Annotated in this window: 14 protein-coding genes; 6 read left to right on the forward strand and 8 right to left on the reverse strand. The window is 64.7% G+C overall.

Annotation, left to right across the window (positions count from 1 at the left end):
• Positions 1 to 144: 144 nt before the first annotated feature.
• The 4 genes from AC24YW_RS35795 to AC24YW_RS35810 form a co-directional block, all read right to left on the reverse strand.
• A complete protein-coding gene (locus AC24YW_RS35795; protein ID WP_487487083.1) occupies positions 145 to 741 on the reverse strand; it encodes a Spy/CpxP family protein refolding chaperone in 597 nt (198 codons plus the stop codon).
• A gap of 194 nt (positions 742 to 935) precedes the next feature.
• Positions 936 to 1,940 (reverse strand): TRAP transporter substrate-binding protein, encoded by a 1,005-nt coding sequence (locus AC24YW_RS35800; RefSeq protein ID WP_487487084.1) that lies wholly within the window; start codon positions 1,938 to 1,940, stop codon positions 936 to 938.
• Between the two features lie 187 nt (positions 1,941 to 2,127).
• Positions 2,128 to 3,690 (reverse strand): 2-isopropylmalate synthase, encoded by a 1,563-nt coding sequence (locus AC24YW_RS35805; protein WP_487487085.1) that lies wholly within the window; start codon positions 3,688 to 3,690, stop codon positions 2,128 to 2,130.
• A gap of 408 nt (positions 3,691 to 4,098) precedes the next feature.
• Complete coding sequence (locus tag AC24YW_RS35810; RefSeq protein ID WP_487487097.1) at positions 4,099 to 4,362, reverse strand: hypothetical protein; 264 nt, start codon at positions 4,360 to 4,362, stop codon at positions 4,099 to 4,101.
• Positions 4,363 to 4,544: 182 nt separating this feature from the next.
• Here AC24YW_RS35810 and AC24YW_RS35815 point away from each other — a divergent pair, with 182 nt between their 5' ends.
• The 3 genes from AC24YW_RS35815 (at position 4,545) to AC24YW_RS35825 (ending at position 9,918) form a co-directional block, all read left to right on the forward strand.
• Complete coding sequence (locus tag AC24YW_RS35815) at positions 4,545 to 5,777, forward strand: SMP-30/gluconolactonase/LRE family protein (protein WP_487487086.1); 1,233 nt, start codon at positions 4,545 to 4,547, stop codon at positions 5,775 to 5,777.
• A gap of 160 nt (positions 5,778 to 5,937) precedes the next feature.
• Positions 5,938 to 8,445, forward strand: a complete 2,508-nt coding sequence (uvrA, locus tag AC24YW_RS35820; protein WP_487487098.1) for an excinuclease ABC subunit UvrA — start codon at positions 5,938 to 5,940, stop codon at positions 8,443 to 8,445.
• A 162-nt stretch (positions 8,446 to 8,607) separates the two neighbouring features.
• The gene (locus AC24YW_RS35825; RefSeq protein WP_487487087.1) at positions 8,608 to 9,918 is read left to right on the forward strand and encodes an ABC transporter substrate-binding protein; all 1,311 of its coding nucleotides are present in this window, start codon (positions 8,608 to 8,610) and stop codon (positions 9,916 to 9,918) included.
• A 190-nt stretch (positions 9,919 to 10,108) separates the two neighbouring features.
• Here AC24YW_RS35825 and AC24YW_RS35830 read toward each other — a convergent pair whose 3' ends face one another.
• The 4 genes from AC24YW_RS35830 to AC24YW_RS35845 all read right to left on the reverse strand — a co-directional run bounded on the left by AC24YW_RS35830 (position 10,109) and on the right by AC24YW_RS35845 (position 13,529).
• Entirely contained in the window at positions 10,109 to 11,278 is a 1,170-nt protein-coding gene (locus AC24YW_RS35830; RefSeq protein WP_487487088.1) for a Gfo/Idh/MocA family protein, read from the reverse strand.
• A gap of 43 nt (positions 11,279 to 11,321) precedes the next feature.
• Positions 11,322 to 11,636 (reverse strand): septal ring lytic transglycosylase RlpA family protein, encoded by a 315-nt coding sequence (locus AC24YW_RS35835; protein WP_487487089.1) that lies wholly within the window; start codon positions 11,634 to 11,636, stop codon positions 11,322 to 11,324.
• A 101-nt stretch (positions 11,637 to 11,737) separates the two neighbouring features.
• Entirely contained in the window at positions 11,738 to 12,583 is an 846-nt protein-coding gene (locus AC24YW_RS35840; RefSeq protein WP_487487090.1) for a CmcJ/NvfI family oxidoreductase, read from the reverse strand.
• Between the two features lie 484 nt (positions 12,584 to 13,067).
• The gene (locus tag AC24YW_RS35845) at positions 13,068 to 13,529 is read right to left on the reverse strand and encodes a hypothetical protein (protein WP_487487091.1); all 462 of its coding nucleotides are present in this window, start codon (positions 13,527 to 13,529) and stop codon (positions 13,068 to 13,070) included.
• A gap of 341 nt (positions 13,530 to 13,870) precedes the next feature.
• Between AC24YW_RS35845 and glgC the strand changes: the two genes are divergently transcribed.
• Genes glgC through AC24YW_RS35860 form a run of 3 tightly spaced genes read left to right on the forward strand, consistent with a single transcriptional unit; the run spans position 13,871 to position 16,877 of the window.
• The gene (gene glgC, locus AC24YW_RS35850) at positions 13,871 to 15,133 is read left to right on the forward strand and encodes a glucose-1-phosphate adenylyltransferase (protein ID WP_487487092.1); all 1,263 of its coding nucleotides are present in this window, start codon (positions 13,871 to 13,873) and stop codon (positions 15,131 to 15,133) included.
• Positions 15,130 to 16,584: a glycogen synthase GlgA gene (gene glgA / locus AC24YW_RS35855; RefSeq protein ID WP_487487093.1), complete on the forward strand. Its 1,455-nt coding sequence runs from the start codon at positions 15,130 to 15,132 to the stop codon at positions 16,582 to 16,584. The genes glgC and glgA overlap by 4 nt, the downstream gene beginning before the upstream one ends.
• Before the next feature lie 32 nt (positions 16,585 to 16,616).
• Positions 16,617 to 16,877 (forward strand): SemiSWEET transporter, encoded by a 261-nt coding sequence (locus AC24YW_RS35860; RefSeq protein WP_036006700.1) that lies wholly within the window; start codon positions 16,617 to 16,619, stop codon positions 16,875 to 16,877.
• The last annotated feature ends 108 nt before the right edge of the window (positions 16,878 to 16,985 follow it).

The following is a 16,985-nucleotide window of genomic DNA, read 5'->3' on the forward strand; positions in this document are numbered from 1 at the left end:
AGGCCGGTCGTTTAGCAAAGCGATCCGGGTCTGGCAAGCGATCGGACGCAAGTTTTCCAAGGTCTCGTCCACAGGGACGGAAATGCGAAAAGCCGCTGGATTCCAGCGGCTTCGCCAGGGTTTACGGCGCGAGAACCGGTCCGTTCAGAGCCGGCCCTCCCGGTCCCGGTCGGGACCGCGGTCACGGTCGAAGCGGTCATGGTGGAAGCGCTCCATGCCCCGTTCCATCATGCGGTCCATGCGATCCATGAAGTGGTGGTGGCGCGGACCGTTTTCGCCGCCGCCGAACGGGCCGCGGTGCCGGGTCAGCACGGCGAGACGCCGCTTCTGGCCCTCGTCGAGGGTCTTGTAGAGCGGATCTGCGGCATCGGCGATCTTCTTCAGGGCGGCCGAGCTGGCGCCCATGTCCTCGGCGCGCTGGCGCAGGCGGGCGATTGGATCCTCGGCCCTGTCGGCATCGCCCGGCCCGGCATTCATCCGCGCATTGGCGCGGTCGATGCGCAGCTTGGCGAACTCCCGCACCGCCGCCTCGACCGGCGGCCACATCTTCTCCTGATCGGCGTTCAGCTTCAGCCCGGCATGGACGGCGGCAATCCGCGCGTCGACGAAGGCGGCGCGGTCCTCGGGGTTCATGCGGATATGGCGGACGTGCTCCATCCACGGGCGATGATATTGGGCATAGACCGCGCCCGAGCCGGCGATGCTGAGCACGGCGATGGCGGCGATGGTGAATTTCTTCATCCTGACCTCCTCTGGAAAGGTGCCGTGAGGATGAGCGCGAGGGGGCTGACGCGCAACTTACAACTTGGACAGGAAGGGCCTCCTTGCAGAGATGTAACTGCGGTGAATGTCCGTTCAGATGCAAACAGAATTGATTCGCAACAAGAGGGCCTCCGTGCGGTGCGCGGAAGCCCTTCGCTGGTCGCCCGTGGCGGTCAGTTCGTCGGGCTCTTGGCTTCCTTCAGGAACTCGTCGATCAGCCCCTGGCCGATGCGGCCCGCGGCCTCCTTGTAGACCGGCTCCATCGCCTTGCGCATCGCCTCGTCCTGATCGGCCGTCAGCTTGATGATCTCGCTCTTGCCGCTCTTCTTGATCTCGGCCAGCGCGTCATCGTTCTCCTTCTGCGACTGCGCGTTGCTGAACTCGGTCGCCTCTTTCATCGCCTTCGACAATGGGTCACGGATGTCGGCCGGCAGATCGTCCCAGAACTTCTTGTTCACGATCACGACGTAGCCGATATAGCCGTGATTGGTTTCGGTGATGTACTTCTGCACCTCGTGCATCTTCTGGGTATAGATGTTCGACCAGGTGTTCTCCTGGCCGTCGACCACGCCGGTCTGGAGTGCCTGGTAGACTTCCGAGAACGCCATCACCTGCGGCAGCGAGCCGAGCGACTTGAACTGGGCCTGGATCACGCGCGAGGATTGGATGCGGAATTTCACGCCCTGATAGTCGGCCGGCGTGATCAGCTTCTTGTTCGCGCTCATCTGCTTGAAGCCGTTGTCCCAATAGGCAAGGCCGGTGATGCCCTTAGGCTCCAGCAGCTTCAGCAGCTTCGTGCCGAGCGGCCCTTCCGTCACCTTCCGCAGCGTCTTCAGGTCGGGCAGGATGTAGGGCAGGTCGAACACCTCGAACTCGCGGATGCCGAGCGGCCCGAACTTGGAGTTGGACGGCGCCAGCATCTGCACGCTGCCGAGCTGGAGCGCCTCGAGCTCTTCCTTGTCCTTGTAGAGCGTCGAGTTCGGATAGACTTCGACCTTGACCTTGCCGCCCGTGTACTTCTCGGCAAGCTCCTTGAATTTCTCCGCGCCCTTGCCTTTCGGCGTGTCGGTGGCGACGACGTGGCTGAATTTGATGATGATCGGTGATTGGGCCGATGCCGGCCCGCTCGAGCCGAGTGCCAGAACCGCGATGGACGCGGCGATCGCCAAGGTGCGCATGGTCTCTCCCTGTTGTTATTCTCTTTGTTCTCTTCGGCTGCCCTGTGCGGGCGCCGTTACAATAGCCGTACCATCAATAGCGGCTCACGTCTTGGGCCGCCATTGGCCCTTAGCAGGGCAGATATTCTCGACGCCGTCATTCCGGGCCGGTCCGCAGGACCGAACCCGGAATGACGAACTTCGTTCGTCAGCTCGCCGCCGCCGTCGTCACCGTGTCGCGCTGGCGCTTCATCACGATCTTGTTGAGCGCGCCGAGATAGGCCTTGGCCGAAGCCACCAGCGTATCCGGATCCGCCGCGCGCGCCGTCATCGAGCGGCCGTCCTGCGCCAGCCGCACCGACACTTCCGCCTGCGCGTCGGTGCCCTCGGTGACCGCGTGGACCTGGTACAGCTCGAGCTTGGCCTCGTGCGGCACCAGGCGCTTGATGCAGTTGAACACGGCATCGACCGGGCCGTTGCCCTCGGCTTCCTCGATCTTGATCTGGCCGTCGACGTCGAGCTTCATGGTCGCGCGCTGCGGGCCGTGGGTGCCGGCGATCACGGTCAACGAGGTCAGCTTGATGCGGTCGTGGGAGGCCGCCATCTCCTCGTCGACCAGCGCCTCGATGTCCTCGTCGTAGATGTCCTTCTTGCGGTCGGCCAGCGCCTTCATCCGCGTGAACGCATCTTCCAGCTGGTTCGGGCCGAGCTTGTAGCCCATCTCCTCCAGCTTGTGCACGAAGGCGTGGCGTCCGGAATGCTTGCCGAGCACCAGCGAGGACTGCTTCAGGCCGACCATCTCGGGCCGCATGATCTCATAGGTGGAGGCGTCCTTCAGCACGCCATCCTGGTGGATGCCGCTCTCATGCGCGAAGGCGTTCCGGCCGACGATCGCCTTGTTGTACTGGACGGGAAACGAGGTCGCCGCCGAGACCAGCTTCGAGGCGCGGGTCAGCTGCGTCGTGTCGATCTTGTTCCAGTAGGGGAATTTGTCGTTGCGTACGTTGATCGCCATCACGATCTCCTCGAGCGCGGCGTTGCCGGCGCGCTCGCCGATGCCGTTGATGGTGCACTCGACCTGACGCGCGCCGCCGGTGACGCCGGCCAGCGAGTTGGCGACCGCCATGCCGAGATCGTTATGGCAGTGCACGGAGAACACCGCCTTGTCCGAGTTCGGCACGCGCTCGATCAGCGTCCTCATGAAGTGGGTGTATTCCTCCGGCACCGTATAGCCGACGGTGTCGGGGATGTTTACCGTGGTGGCGCCCGCCTTGATCACGGCCTCGACGATGCGGCACAAAAAGTCCATCTCGCTGCGGGTGCCGTCCTCGGCCGACCATTCGACGTCGTCGATCTGGTTGCGGGCGCGCGCGACCATGGCGACCGAGGTCTCGATCACCTGCTCCGGGGTCTTGTTCAGCTTCACGCGCATGTGCAGCGGCGAGGTCGCGATCACGGTGTGGACGCGGCCGCGTTTTGCAAATTTCACCGCCTCGGCGCAGCGGTCGATATCGGCGGGGTGCGCACGGGACAGACCCGCAATAACCGCGTTCTTGGAGCGGCGGGCGATCTCGCTCACAGCTTCGAAGTCACCCTGCGATGTGATCGGGAAGCCGGCCTCGATGACGTCGACGCCCATCTCGTCCAGGAGTTCGGCGACCTCGAGCTTCTCCTCGAAGGTCATGGTGGCGCCGGGGCACTGCTCGCCGTCGCGCAGCGTGGTGTCGAAAATGATGACGCGGTCCTTCTCGGACTTGTTCGCGGTGGCCATGACTAGATTTCCTTTTGAGCGTTGGCGCCGTTCAGAGCCCGTTTCAGTCCCTTGGCGCTTGAGGTGTCCGGTGATCTCGACCAACCCCTGAGCGCCCAGGCGCATGGCGCCCAGCCGGCCCTCAGGGGCAAGTAAGAAGAAGGCCGCCAATAAGGAGGGTGGGCAGCAGTGCAGCCGGGATCGCGGCGGCGGCCAGAGCCACCTCCCCCGAAATCCCCTCGATTTGGCCGCGAATCAGCATTGCCGGACCCTGTTGAGCCTCAAATCCTCGGTCAAAACCGTTGACGGTTGGTTTCCGGGAGAGGCCCGATGTGGCCGTTTCTAGACGAGAAACGGCCGCAACTGCAACGCTAAAAGATGGTCAACATACGTGACCTAATAGCTCGATGGTCGCTGCCCGCACGGCGACTACGCGGTGCCGGTGCGGCGGGCGCGCGCCCTGTCCTCCCAACGGTTCAGCATTTGGCCGAGCTCGCCGGTGGGCGCAGCGGTGCCGGTCTTCGCGATCTCGTTGGTGTTCGCCGCCGTATTGGCCGAGAGCCAGTCCGGCTCCGCGTACTCGCGCCAGCGGCGTGCCTCCGCGCGCCTTTTTCGGGAGACGTAATCCCGCGTGAAATAGCCAGCCGCAAAGGCAAACGAGAGAAGGATGACCAGGATGACGACTTGCACAATGAGCTCCGGCTTTATCCCCCGCTAGCGCCCTGCAATCCAAACGCACTCGAAGGTGACGAAATTGCGACCTGCGATCACGCATCGGTTTCAAGTCTGCCCCTCGCAACCGGACGCGGACCGGACTAACCTTCGCCTCGCTCGGCCGGATCAACCGGCCAGCCGAAGATGACCGGGAGGATACGATGACACGCCAGGAGGCTCCTGAGCAGGAGCAGCGTGCGCAGAATGCTGCGCTTTCACGACGAACACTGGTCCGGGGGCTGGCGCTCGGCGCCGCAGCCACGATGGCGGGCCCCGCGCCGGCCCAGACCGGACCTGCCGCACCGCCGACGACGATCACGACGCCGCCGCGCGATTTCGGTCCGGGCGGCGCGCCGACGACATATTTCTGGGACCCCGACATCATCGCGGTCGATCCGTCCTTCAACGATCTCGCCCAGCCCAACACCGCCATCAAGCGTCTCTACACCGGACTGCTCTGGGCCGAAGGCCCGGCGTGGAGCGCGCAGGGCCGCTATCTCCTGTGGAGCGACATTCCCAACAACCGGCAGATGCGCTGGACCGAGGACGACGGCCGCGTCAGCGTGTTCCGCACGCCCTCCAACAATTCCAACGGCAACTCCTTCGACTTCCAGGGCCGCCAGCTCTCCTGCGAGCACCTGACGCGGCGGGTGACGCGCTACGAGCATGACGGCACCGCCACCGTGCTCGCCGATTCCTATCAGGGCAAGAAGCTGAACTCGCCGAACGACGTCGCCGCGCATCCCGACGGCAGCTATTGGTTCACCGATCCGCCCTATGGCGGCCAGCTCTACGAAGGCGAGCCCGACGTCGCGGGCGGCCCGAGCAATGCGAGCGGCAAGCTCAATCCGCGGATCGGACAGCCGGCCGGGTTCGTGCCGGGCAAGCGAGAGCTGCCGACCAATTGCTATCGCATCGATCCCTCCGGCCGCATCGACCTCGTCGTCACCGAGGACCAGGTGCCCGACCCGAACGGGCTCTGCTTCTCGCCCGACTACAAGAAGCTCTACATCGCCTCGACCGGCAAGGGACCGGGCGACACCGGCCCCGGCGGCAAGGGCGAGATCTTCGTGTTCGACGTCGGCAGCGACAACAAGCTGTCGAACCTGAAGAAGTTCACCGATTGCGTGATCGACGGCGTGAAGTGCGGACCGGATGGTCTGCGTTGCGACGTCAACGGCAATCTCTGGGCCTCCAGCAATGCCGGCCGCGCCGTCGGCTACAGCGGCGTCACGGTGTGGTCGCCGGAGGGCAAGCTGCTCGGCCGCATCCGTCTGCCGGAAGTGTGCGGCAACGTCTGCTTCGGCGGCCCCAAGCGCAACCGCCTGTTCATGGCCGCGAGCCAATCGCTCTACGCGGTGTACACGGCGACGCAGGGGGCGGGGCCGGGCTGAGAGTGGCGCGACGGCGGACGCCGGCGCAAATTCGCCGGCGCCCGCTGGTTCTGCAGCAAAGATCTGCCGTCCAGTCGCAACAGACAACGAGGTCCGTGGCCTCGAGGGACCCATCCTGCGATCCTGCCGTTGATCCCTTCGGGGAGCCGACGGAGGCATGATGGACGATCGACCAAGACAACCCGACCTGATGCAGGACGACGGCTTCGTGCGAGTCCGGGGCGCGCGCGAGCACAATCTCAGGAATGTCGACGTCCGCATTCCTCGCAACGCCCTCGTCGTGTTCACGGGCGTATCGGGCTCGGGGAAATCCTCACTCGCCTTTGGAACGATCTACGCCGAGGCGCAGCGGCGCTATCTGGAGTCGGTGTCGCCCTACGCGCGGCGGCTGTTCCACCAGATGCAAATCCCGGAGGTCGACGACATCGAGGGCCTGCCGCCGGCCGTGGCGCTGCAGCAGCAGCGCGGGGCGCCGACGACGCGGTCATCGGTCGGCAGCGTCACCACCATCTCGAACCTCTTGAGGATGCTCTACTCCCGCGCCGGCGATTACCCGCGCGGACAACCGATGCTCTATGCGGAGGCGTTCTCGCCGAACACGCCGGAGGGCGCCTGCCCGACCTGCCATGGCATCGGACGGATGCTCGACGTCACCGAGAAATCGATGGTGCCAGACGACACCAAGACGATCCGCGAGCGCGCTGTCGCTGCCTGGCCGAGTGCCTGGCAGGGCCAGAACCTCCGGGACATCCTGACGACGCTCGGCTACGACGTCGACAAGCCCTGGCGCGAGCTTCCAAAGAAGGACCGCGACTGGATCCTGTTCACGGAGGAGCAGCCGACCGTTCCTGTCTATGCCGGCTACGATGCCGCCGAGGTCAAACGCGCCCTGCGCCGCAAGGAGGAGCCGAGCTACCAGGGCACGTTCACCGGCGCCAAGCGCTACGTGATGCAGACCTATGCCAAGTCGGAGAGCGCGATGATGAAGCGCCGCGTCGCGCAATTCATGATCACGCGGGACTGCCCGACCTGCCACGGCACGCGGCTGAAGCCCGAGGCGCTCAAGGTCAAATTCGCTGGCCTCAACATCGCAGAGATGTCGCACCTGCCGCTCAAGCAGTTGCACGACGTGATCAAGCCGTTTGCAAAAGCTTCATCGGACAAGACTGAGAAGACCGTCGTCGCCAGGCGCATCTGCGAGGATCTGTCGGCGCGCCTCGCGGTTCTGCTCGACCTCGGCCTCGGCTATCTCGCCTGCGAGCGCAGCACGCCGACGCTGTCGCCGGGCGAGCTGCAGCGGCTGCGCCTCGCGACGCAGGTCCGCTCGAATCTGTTCGGCGTCGTGTACGTGCTTGACGAGCCGTCCGCGGGCCTGCATCCGGCCGACACCGAGGCCCTGCTGCGGGCGCTCGACCGGCTGAAGCGCGCAGGCAATTCGATTTTCGTCGTCGAGCACGAGATCGAGGTGATCAGGCATGCGGACTGGCTGGTGGACGTCGGCCCCGACGCCGGCGAAGGCGGCGGTCTCGTCCTCTACAGCGGGCCGCCTGCGGGGCTCGGTGACATCGAGCAATCGCGCACCGCCCGCTATCTCGCCCATCCACGAAAGAAGCTGCCGACGGTCCGCCGCGAGGCCAAGCGGCATCTGAAGCTTAGGGGGGTGACCCGCAATAACCTTAGCGGCCTCGACGTCGATATTCCGCTGGGCGTCATCGCCGGCATTACCGGCGTGTCGGGCTCCGGCAAGTCCAGTCTGATCAGCCAGTTCCTCGTCGAGACCGTGGCCGCGCATCTCGGCCATACCCTTGCCACTGATGCGGATGACGACAGCCTGGCCCCCACGGTCGAGACGCTGGGCGGCAGGATCGTTGCCGGCCTTGACCAGATCAGCCGCCTCGTCGTCGTCGACCAGAAGCCGATCGGCCGCACGCCGCGCTCCAACCTTGCGACCTATACCGGCCTGTTCGATCACGTGCGAAAACTGTTCGCAGCGACGTCGCAGGCAAAGTCGCGCCGCTACGACGCCGGCCGCTTCTCCTTCAACGTCGCCAAGGGCCGCTGTGCGACCTGCGAGGGCGAAGGCTTCGTGTGCGTCGAGTTGCTGTTCCTGCCCAGCGTCTACGCGCCCTGCCCAACCTGCAAGGGTGCGCGCTACAACGACAAGACGCTGGAGGTGAAGTTCAACGGCAAATCCATTGCGGACGTGCTCGCGATGCGCGTCGACGAGGCCTTTGAGTTCTTCGAGGGAGATTCCGCACTGAACCGATCGCTCTCGGTCGTGCGCGAGGTCGGGCTCGGCTATATCCGCCTTGGCCAATCCGCGACCGAACTGTCCGGCGGCGAGGCCCAGCGCATCAAGCTCGCGACCGAGCTGATGCGACCGCAACGCGGTCACACGCTCTACATCCTGGACGAGCCGACGACCGGCCTGCACCCGCGCGACGTCGAGCGCCTGATCGCGCAGCTCGAGCGGATCGTGGATGCCGGTAACAGCGTGATCGTGGTCGAGCATGACATGGACGTCGTGGCGCACAGCGACTGGATCATCGATCTCGGCCCCGGTGCCGGTGACGAAGGCGGCCGTGTCGTCGCTGCGGGAACGCCGGAGCAAGTCGCAAGAGCCGGCGGCAAGACGGCGCCCTATCTGGCGCGGCGCCTCATGCAATGATCGCGCAACGAGAGAAGCCGGCCGCCTCGCCGCCATTTCGCAAGTGCGTTCTATGACGCCACGAACAGACCTCGACTTTCGCGATGTTGACTTTCGGCCGTGCCGCTCCCCATACTTCGCGAACAACAACAAGATCAGACGACGGTTTTGAGGGAGGATAGGATGCCGACTTCACGCAGGCAGCTGCTGAAGACCTCGGCGGCTGCCGCCGCCGCACTCAGCCTCGATTGGACCCGCGCCCAGGCACAAGCCGAGAATATACGCATCGGCCTCGTCTACGACCTCACCGGTCCCTTCGCCGCCGGCGGCTCGGTCGCCTCGTCGATCGGCGCGCAGATCGCCATCGATCTCGTCAACGAGAAAGGCGGTGTCGGCGGCAAGTACAAGGTTGCGCCGGTCGCCGCGGATTCGCAGAGCAAGCCCGACGTTGCGATCAACGAGGCCGAACGCCTGATCAATCAGGAGAAGATCGACATCCTCAACGGCGTCTATGCGAGCGCGCATGCGGTGCCGCTCGCGGCCAAGGTCGAGCAGCAGAAGAAGATCCTCTGGATCACGACGGCGGTCTCGACCGCCGTGTTCAAGGACAAGAACCTGCAATACGTGTTTCGCGCGCAGATCCATTCCGATCAGTATGGACAGGCCTTTGTCGGCTTCATGAGCGAGCACGCGAAGGCGAAGCTCGGCATGGAGCCGAAGGACGTCAAGATCGCGCTGATCCACGAGGACGGCCCTTACGGCGTCGGCGTTGCCGCCGCCGACGAGGCCTATGCCAAGGAGGCTGGATTGCAGGTCGTGTTGCGCGAGGGCTATTCCGCCTCAGCGCCCGACCTCTCGGTGCTCGTTACCAAAATCAAGCGCGCCAAGGCCGACGTCATCTCACATGCGGGCTACAACCCCGACATCACCCTGTTCCTGCGCCAGGCGCGCGAGAGCGGATTGCGCTTCAAGATGCTGTTCGGCAACGGCGCCGGCTACAGCCAGCTCGACAAGCTGCGCGCCACCTTCGGCGCCGATATTGACAATTTCTGCAACATCGACCCGGTGCCGGCCCAGCTGCTCGATCCCGCCAAGCTCGCGCCCGGCATGGGCGATCTCATCAAGGAGATGGTCAGTCGCTACAAGGCCAAGACCGGCGCCACCGACGTGCCGCCGCATTGCTCGATGGGCTTCAACCAGACCTGGGTGCTGCTCAACAATGTGTTGCCGGTCGCCAAGGAGAAGTACGGCAGCTTCGAGCCCGAGGCGATCCGGAAAGCGGCGCTCGACGTCGACATCCCCGCTGGCGGCACGATCCAGGGCTATGGTGTGAAATTCTTCCCGCCGGGCACCCCGCTCTCCGGCCAGAACGAACGCTCGACGCCGGTCGTGATGCAGAATGCCGGCGAGCACATCTCCGTGGTGTGGCCGACCAACATCCGCACGCAGGACCCGGTCTTCCCGCTGCCGAAGGGCTCGACCTACGGGGCGTGAGGGGCCGCGTGCTCTCACCCTCCCCTGGAGGGGGAGGGTCGGTACGCATGAAGCGAAGCGAAATGCGTAGCGGGGTGGGGTGATCCCTCCTCACGGGCACTGCCCGATTGGAGAGATCACCCCACCCCGCTCACGCTGCGCGCGATCGACCCTCCCCCTCCAGGGGAGGGTAAGAGAGCGCCGATCTTTTCTACAACACGATCCTCTTCCCCTCCTCCGCGGCCCAGTACCCCGCGTAGTTCACCTTGATCGTCTCATAGGCCAGCGCGAGGTCTGACAGCGGCTGTCGGCCCGTGGCGACGCACTCCATGAAATCCTGGATCTCCTGCAGATAGCCGCGCGTCCATTCCTCCTCGAGGCAGACATATTGCCAGCCGGTCTTGCGATCGACCTTCTCGGTGATATAGACGCCCGCGAGCTTCTCCTCACTGGTCTGATAGCTCATCAGATGATCGTTCGGCGTGATGTTGGCGAACAGGGAGCCGCCGCTCGTATAGGTCTCGATCAGATTGCGCACGCCGCCCATGATCATGTCGCCGGAGAACACCGTCGCCTTGGTGCCGTCGGAGAACGTGGCGGTGAGCGTGCCCCAGTCCTCGACGTCGACGGGATTGGCCTTGATGTAACTGCGCTCCTCAGGCTTGAGGCCGGCGGTGACGTTGCCGACATCGCAGGTGACGCTGGCGACGCGGATGCTTTCGCCGCGCGCCCTGGCTTCGACCTGCTTCAGATACAGCACGGCCGAAAGCGGATGACAGCCCATGCGGATCAGCGAGCCGCCTCCCGTCATCGCCCACTGCGCGGCATGGGCGGCATGCGAGCCGGAATGACTCTCCTCGCCCTTCATGAACAGGATCTTGTCCTTCGTCGCCCTGATGATCTCGGCGGTCTTGGTCACCGCGGGCGCGTAGATCCAGTCCTCGGCATACATGAAGAGTTTTCCGGTGCGCTCGATCGCGGCCCGCGTCCTGTCCATCTCTTCGATCACGCGCTCATACATCAGCGCCTTCGGCACGTGCTTGCCGATCGGCTGCTGATCGCCCTCGCGGCCGAAATAGCCGGCGAACGGCTTTTCGCAGATGACATGCTTGCCGGCCTGCATGGCGCCGACGATCATCTCGGCATGAAGATTGGGCGGGGTGCAGATGTCGACGACATCGAGATCGCGGTCGGCGATCAGCTCGGCGAAGCTCCGGTAAACACGCGGGATACCGTGATGCCGGGCGAACGCGACGACCTTGTCGCCGCGTGCGGCGACCGCCGCGACCTCGACGTCGACGCCATAGACGCGCCGGAACGCATACATGTGCAGCTCCGACACGAAGCCGCAGCCGACGAGTCCCACCCTGATCCCAGTCATAGCGCCCCCTTGCTTTGGGCGGCACTATAGCGCGCCTGGAGGCCTAATCCACCGAGACGCGCACCACGCCGGCGCTCATCATGCCGAGCGCGCGGGCGGCGGGCACCGAGAGATCGACGATGCGGCCGCGGATGAAGGGGCCGCGATCGTTGACGCGGCACTGGATCGTGCGTCCGCTGTAGGACACCCGGAGCACGCTGCCGAACGGGCGGGTGCGGTGCGCGCAGGTCAGCTCGCCGTCTTTGCCGGCTTTCGCGTATCTGTAGTACGACGCAAGCCCGCTTTCGGCGTGGGCAACGGAAAAGGAAAAAAGCAAAAGGCTGGCCAGAGATAGCAATAGCGTCGTCTGCGCTTGCACGGCACTCTCCCGGGTTGCCCTGCCCGGCCTGCAAACGTCGCTTGTTCCCCAAAGTTCCTGGAACATTGCCGGGCGATGCCCGGCAATGCAGTCGCACTTCGTCACTGCCGGTGGAACACCAGCGTGCGGACTTCGATGCTTTCGCGGGGCGCCGCATCGGCCGGCGTGGTCGGATCGACGAACGCAGTATGCGGTCCGAAGCGGGTACGGCCGTCAGTTGCGGAATCGTAGCACTTCAGCAGCAGCGCCTCGTCCGGCGTCATCTCCGGGAAATAGAACCAGCGGTGGTCCGGATTGTATTTCACCGAATAGGTCTCGCCGCGCCGATTGGGATAGATCAGGTCGGAAGCGACGAGGTCTTCCGGCCTAACCGTGGTGCCGTCGGCCATCGCAAGCGGTGAATCCCGCAAGGGGCCGCGGATCGGCCGCCACAGATTGATCACCTGCACGCGCCCCTTCAGCAGCTCCTCCGCTTCATCAGGCAGATGCTCGCGCACGCGGTTGGCGCCGGACGTGATGGTCTGGTCGACATGGACGCGCGTGGCCGGCTGACGCGGGCCGCCGTCGCGGATATCAGGCGCGCCGTCGACACGCTTGCGCACGGTGTGGTCGAAGATGACGACGCGGTCGGCCTTCAGCGTCGCGCGCAGAAAGGCCTCGACGGCTGGATAGTAGACGCCGCGGATTTCCTCGTCGCTGTAAAAATCCTTCACGCCAGTCGGGTGACGCACCAGGGCAAATCCCTCGCGATCGAGCGAGAAGCTGCTCGCGATCAGCCGCCCGTCGAAGATCGGCACCTGATGCGGCTCCGGCAGCGAGGTGCTCTTGGGCTCGCCCGGCGGCGGATCGAACGCGTAGGTGCGCGGCTTGCCGTCGATCGGGGCGAGATAGTTGAGTTCAGCGGTGACGAAGGGAAGCGATTCGATTCTTGTTTCTTGCAGGCCCATGGCCAGTCTCCCGATGTGGTCGTCGGATTGATTTTTGCGGGCGTGCGATGGGGCGCAAGGGAGGCGGTGCAAATAGCAATAAGGGTGTTGTCGGGCGGAGAGAATGCAGAAGGAATGTTTCGAAGAAGGCGATCGCGCTGGAACGTGCTCGTCCCGCTTCACGAATGCTTGAGTGAATCGTGAGCTTCGCACCCACAGTCGTCATTCCGGGGCGCTCGAAGGGCGAGCCCGGAATCCATCGAGCCGCAATGTTTGTCGACGAATGGATTCCGGGCTCGCGACTTCCTCGCGCCCCGGAATGACGGACCTGCGGCGCGTCCGGGACACGAGCGTGCCTTGCGACTACAACCCGCCTTCGTGATCGCATCCGTGAACGAACGATCGACGATCTCCGCGGCGGCCAGCTTCTGCTCAACCCGATCCTGCTCATGCATTTTGCATGCATGAGCCTGATCGTGTGGCTGTCATTCTAGCCGCGCGGTGCTCACCAATAGGCGCGATAGTAGGGGCGGGGATAAACACCGAACGGGCGGTGATAAACCCGGTACGGCCGGTAATAGCCATAGCTGTAGTACGGACGGTACGGCCGATAATAGCGCGGATAGGCATAGACCGGTGCGTAGCCGTAGCCGCCGTAATAGGCGGGGGCATAACCATAACCGTAGCCCGGATATCCGTAGCCGTAGCCACCGTAATAAGGTCTGCCATAGTAACCGTAAGGCGCGCTGCTGGCGATGGCGCCGCCGATGAGCGCGCCGGCTGCGAGACCACCAAGGGCAAAGCCCCAGCCGCCGCCGCGCCAATGCACCGGTGTGGCATTATCACCGGCCGCAGCCTTCATCGTCGCAACGTTGGTGGGCATCGGGGCCGCCGCGCCCTGGCCGATCTGGGCCACCATGACCACGCCGGCCAATGAACAGGCAATCGTCGTCTTCCAGATCCTCATCGTCCTACTCCCTGTCTGACCTTTCGCTTGGAAAAAAGGATCGCAGCGCCATGATCGGGCATCCTTGCGCCAAGTCAAAGCGCAGAATTTCAAAGCCTGGAGTTTGCGTGCACCGCACAAGACGCTTGCCTCCGTTCTGATCACCGATGCCCGGCGACGTCGTCGCCTGTGACAGCCGCACGACAGTGGCTGAGGCCCGATCACCCCGGCAGGGCATTAAGCTTCCGGTGCATTCGCAACCAACAACCACCTTCACGATTTACTATTCGTGCCATTACTATCGGTTCCAATGTGCGCGGCCGGGAGGCTTCTCGCGAGCGCCAGAGTTGTGGGAGGATCACATGAGTGCCGCGAGACCCGAGCCGCTTGCCCGTCAGGCGCTAGCGTTTGTCCTGGCCGGAGGACGCGGCAGCCGCCTGCTGGAGCTGACCGACCGCCGCGCCAAGCCGGCGGTCTATTTCGGCGGCAAGTCCCGCATCATCGATTTCGCGCTATCGAACGCGGTGAACTCCGGCATCCGCCGTATCGCGGTGGCGACCCAATACAAGGCGCACAGCCTGATCCGGCACCTTCAGATGGGCTGGAACTTCTTCCGCCCCGAACGCAACGAGAGTTTTGACATCCTTCCCGCCAGCCAGCGGGTCTCCGAGACCATGTGGTATGTCGGGACGGCGGACGCGGTGTACCAGAACATCGACATCATCGAATCCCACGCCTGCCGCTTCATCGTGGTGCTGGCCGGAGACCACATCTACAAGATGGACTATGAGGTGATGCTGCGCCAGCACGTCGAGAGCGGCGCCGACGTCACCGTCGGCTGCCTCGAAATGCCGCGGTCGGAATCCTCCGGCTTCGGCATCATGCATATCGACGAGAACGGCTGGATTCAGGAGTTTCTGGAGAAGCCGAAAGATCCGCCGCCGATGCCGGGCAAGCCGGACGTCTCGCTCGCGAGCATGGGCATCTACGTGTTCGACGCGAAATTCCTGTTCGATCAGCTCAAGCGCGATGCCGAGGACCCGAACTCGAACCACGATTTCGGCAAGGACATCATCCCCTATCTGGTCAAGAACGGCCGCGCGATGGCGCACCAATACTCGACCTCCTGCGTTCGCTCCGGCAGCGACACCCCCGCCTATTGGCGCGATGTCGGCACGGTCGACGCCTATTGGGCCGCCAATATCGACCTCACCGACGTGGTGCCCGAGCTCGACCTGTTCGACCGCGCTTGGCCGATCTGGTCCTATGCCGAGATCACGCCGCCGGCGAAATTCGTCCACGACGAGGAGAGCCGGCGCGGCCAGGCGGTGAGCTCGCTAGTCTCCGGCGGCTGCATCATCTCCGGCGCCTCGCTGCGCCGCTCGCTGCTGTTCACCGGCGTGCGCATCAACTCCTACGCCAATGTCGAGAACGCGGTGATCATGCCCTACGTGAGTGTCGGCCGCGGCGCCCGTCTCCGGAACGTCGTGATCGACCGCGGCGTCGAGATTCCGGAAGGGCTCGTCGTCGGCGAGGATCCCGAGGTCGACGGAAAGCGCTTCCGCACCACCGAGCAGGGCATCTCGCTGATCACCCAGGCGATGATCGACAGGCTCAATACATGACGCCTGTTCGCGTCCTCGCGGTCGCCTCTGAAGTCTATCCCCTCGTCAAGACCGGCGGCCTCGCAGATGTCGCCGGCGCACTGCCGGTTGCGCTGAAGGCGCACGGCGTCGAGATGCGCACCTTGCTGCCGGGCTACCCCGAGGTGATGCGCCTCTTGTCCGGCACGGAGGAGCTGCGGCGCTGGCCGGATTATTTCGGCGGGCCCGGGCGGCTGCTGGCGGGCTCGCATGCCGGGCTCGACCTGTTCGTGCTGGAGGTGCCGCATCTCTATGCACGGCCGGGCAACCCCTACGTCACCACCGAGGGCGTCGACTGGGCGGACAACGGCGTTCGCTTCGCCGCGCTGTCGCGCGTGGCCGCCGATCTCGGCCACGGTCTCGTGCCGGTCTTCGTGCCCGATGTCGTGCATGCTCACGACTGGCAGGCGGGGCTAGCGCCGGCCTATCTGCACTACGACAATCGTCCGCGGCCCGGCACCGTCATGACCATTCACAACATGGCCTATCAGGGCAAGTTCGCCCCCGAGCTGATCGGATCGATCGGCCTGCCCTGGCATGCCTTCAACGTCAATGAACTGGAATATTTCGGCGGCATCAGCTTCTTGAAGGCCGGCTTGCGCCTTGCCGATCGCGTCACCACGGTATCGCCGACTTACGCGAGGGAGATCCAGAGCGACGAGGGCGGCATGGGCCTCGGCGGCCTGCTTCGCGACCGATCGAACGTGCTGAGCGGCATCCTCAACGGCATCGACACCGAGGTCTGGAATCCGCAAACTGATCCGCACATCGCCTATCGCTTCGGCGCGGAGGACCTGACATTCCGGGCCGCGAACAAGGCGGTGCTGCAGCAGCAGTTCAACCTCGACTCCTCGGACGAAGCGCCGCTGCTCGGCGTCATCAGCCGGCTGTCGTGGCAGAAGGGGCTCGACCTGCTGCTGGAAGCCATCCCGACCATCCTGCGCGAAGGCATGCAGCTCGCATTGCTCGGTAGCGGCGACCGCGATCTGCAGGATCGCTATCAGGCCGCGGCCCGCGCCAATCCCGGCCGGATCGGGGTCGTGATCGGCTATGACGAGATTCTCGCGCATCTGATCCAGGCCGGCTCCGACGCGCTGATCGTGCCGTCGCGCTTCGAGCCGTGCGGCCTGACCCAGCTCTGCGCGCTGCGCTATGGCGCCGTGCCGATCGTCTCGCGCGTCGGGGGCCTCGAAGACACCATCGTCGATATCGGCGAGGCCGACGCGTCCGGCCGCGATGCCACCGGCTTCAAGTTCGCCCCCGTGACGGCGGACGCCCTCGCCGGCACGCTGCGCAAGGCCAACGTCGCCTTCCACGACAAGCTGACCTGGCGCCGCCTTCAACGCAGCGGCCTTGCGACCGACGTCTCCTGGCGCAACCGCGCCGGCGACTATGCCGCGCTGTACCGCGGACTGATGGCGGAGCGCGCGTGAGGCAGAGCCGAATCCATGCTATAGAGCAGGACATGGACCCCTTCGCGATCAAGCTGCTCGGCTTTGCCGCCGCCACCTGCACCACCGTCGCCTACGCGCCGCAGTTCATCAAGGTCTGGAAGACCCGCTCGGCGCGCGACATTTCTCTCGGCATGTTCCTGGTGATGATGCTGGGCCTCACGCTCTGGCTCATCTACGGCCTGCTTTCAGGCGATGCCCCCCTGGTCGCGGCGAACGCCGTCACCATGGTTCTCGCCGGCGGCATTCTGGTGATGAAGCTGAGATATGGATGAGGCCTGATACCCTCTCCCCTTGTGGGCCTGTTGCGTAATTCGCCATTTGTGATTCCCTAGGGCAAAGCCTTGGAGGGTAGCGATGGCAGTGAAGCAGACGGGGCAGCC

The sequence above is a fragment of the Bradyrhizobium sp. USDA3516 genome (assembly GCF_057651995.1).

What these genes read in the sequence shown, in the direction of transcription:
- AC24YW_RS35825 (WP_487487087.1), top strand. Translation starts at nt 8,608, where the DNA reads ATGCCGACTTCACGCAGGCAGCTGCTGAAGACCTCGGCGGCTGCCGCC.
- AC24YW_RS35805 (WP_487487085.1), bottom strand. Translation starts at nt 3,690, where the DNA reads ATGGCCACCGCGAACAAGTCCGAGAAGGACCGCGTCATCATTTTCGAC.
- AC24YW_RS35840 (WP_487487090.1), bottom strand. Translation starts at nt 12,583, where the DNA reads ATGGGCCTGCAAGAAACAAGAATCGAATCGCTTCCCTTCGTCACCGCT.
- AC24YW_RS35815 (WP_487487086.1), top strand. Translation starts at nt 4,545, where the DNA reads ATGACACGCCAGGAGGCTCCTGAGCAGGAGCAGCGTGCGCAGAATGCT.
- AC24YW_RS35845 (WP_487487091.1), bottom strand. Translation starts at nt 13,529, where the DNA reads ATGAGGATCTGGAAGACGACGATTGCCTGTTCATTGGCCGGCGTGGTC.
- uvrA (WP_487487098.1), top strand. Translation starts at nt 5,938, where the DNA reads ATGGACGATCGACCAAGACAACCCGACCTGATGCAGGACGACGGCTTC.
- AC24YW_RS35800 (WP_487487084.1), bottom strand. Translation starts at nt 1,940, where the DNA reads ATGCGCACCTTGGCGATCGCCGCGTCCATCGCGGTTCTGGCACTCGGC.
- AC24YW_RS35795 (WP_487487083.1), bottom strand. Translation starts at nt 741, where the DNA reads ATGAAGAAATTCACCATCGCCGCCATCGCCGTGCTCAGCATCGCCGGC.
- glgA (WP_487487093.1), top strand. Translation starts at nt 15,130, where the DNA reads ATGACGCCTGTTCGCGTCCTCGCGGTCGCCTCTGAAGTCTATCCCCTC.
- glgC (WP_487487092.1), top strand. Translation starts at nt 13,871, where the DNA reads ATGAGTGCCGCGAGACCCGAGCCGCTTGCCCGTCAGGCGCTAGCGTTT.
- AC24YW_RS35830 (WP_487487088.1), bottom strand. Translation starts at nt 11,278, where the DNA reads ATGACTGGGATCAGGGTGGGACTCGTCGGCTGCGGCTTCGTGTCGGAG.
- AC24YW_RS35860 (WP_036006700.1), top strand. Translation starts at nt 16,617, where the DNA reads ATGGACCCCTTCGCGATCAAGCTGCTCGGCTTTGCCGCCGCCACCTGC.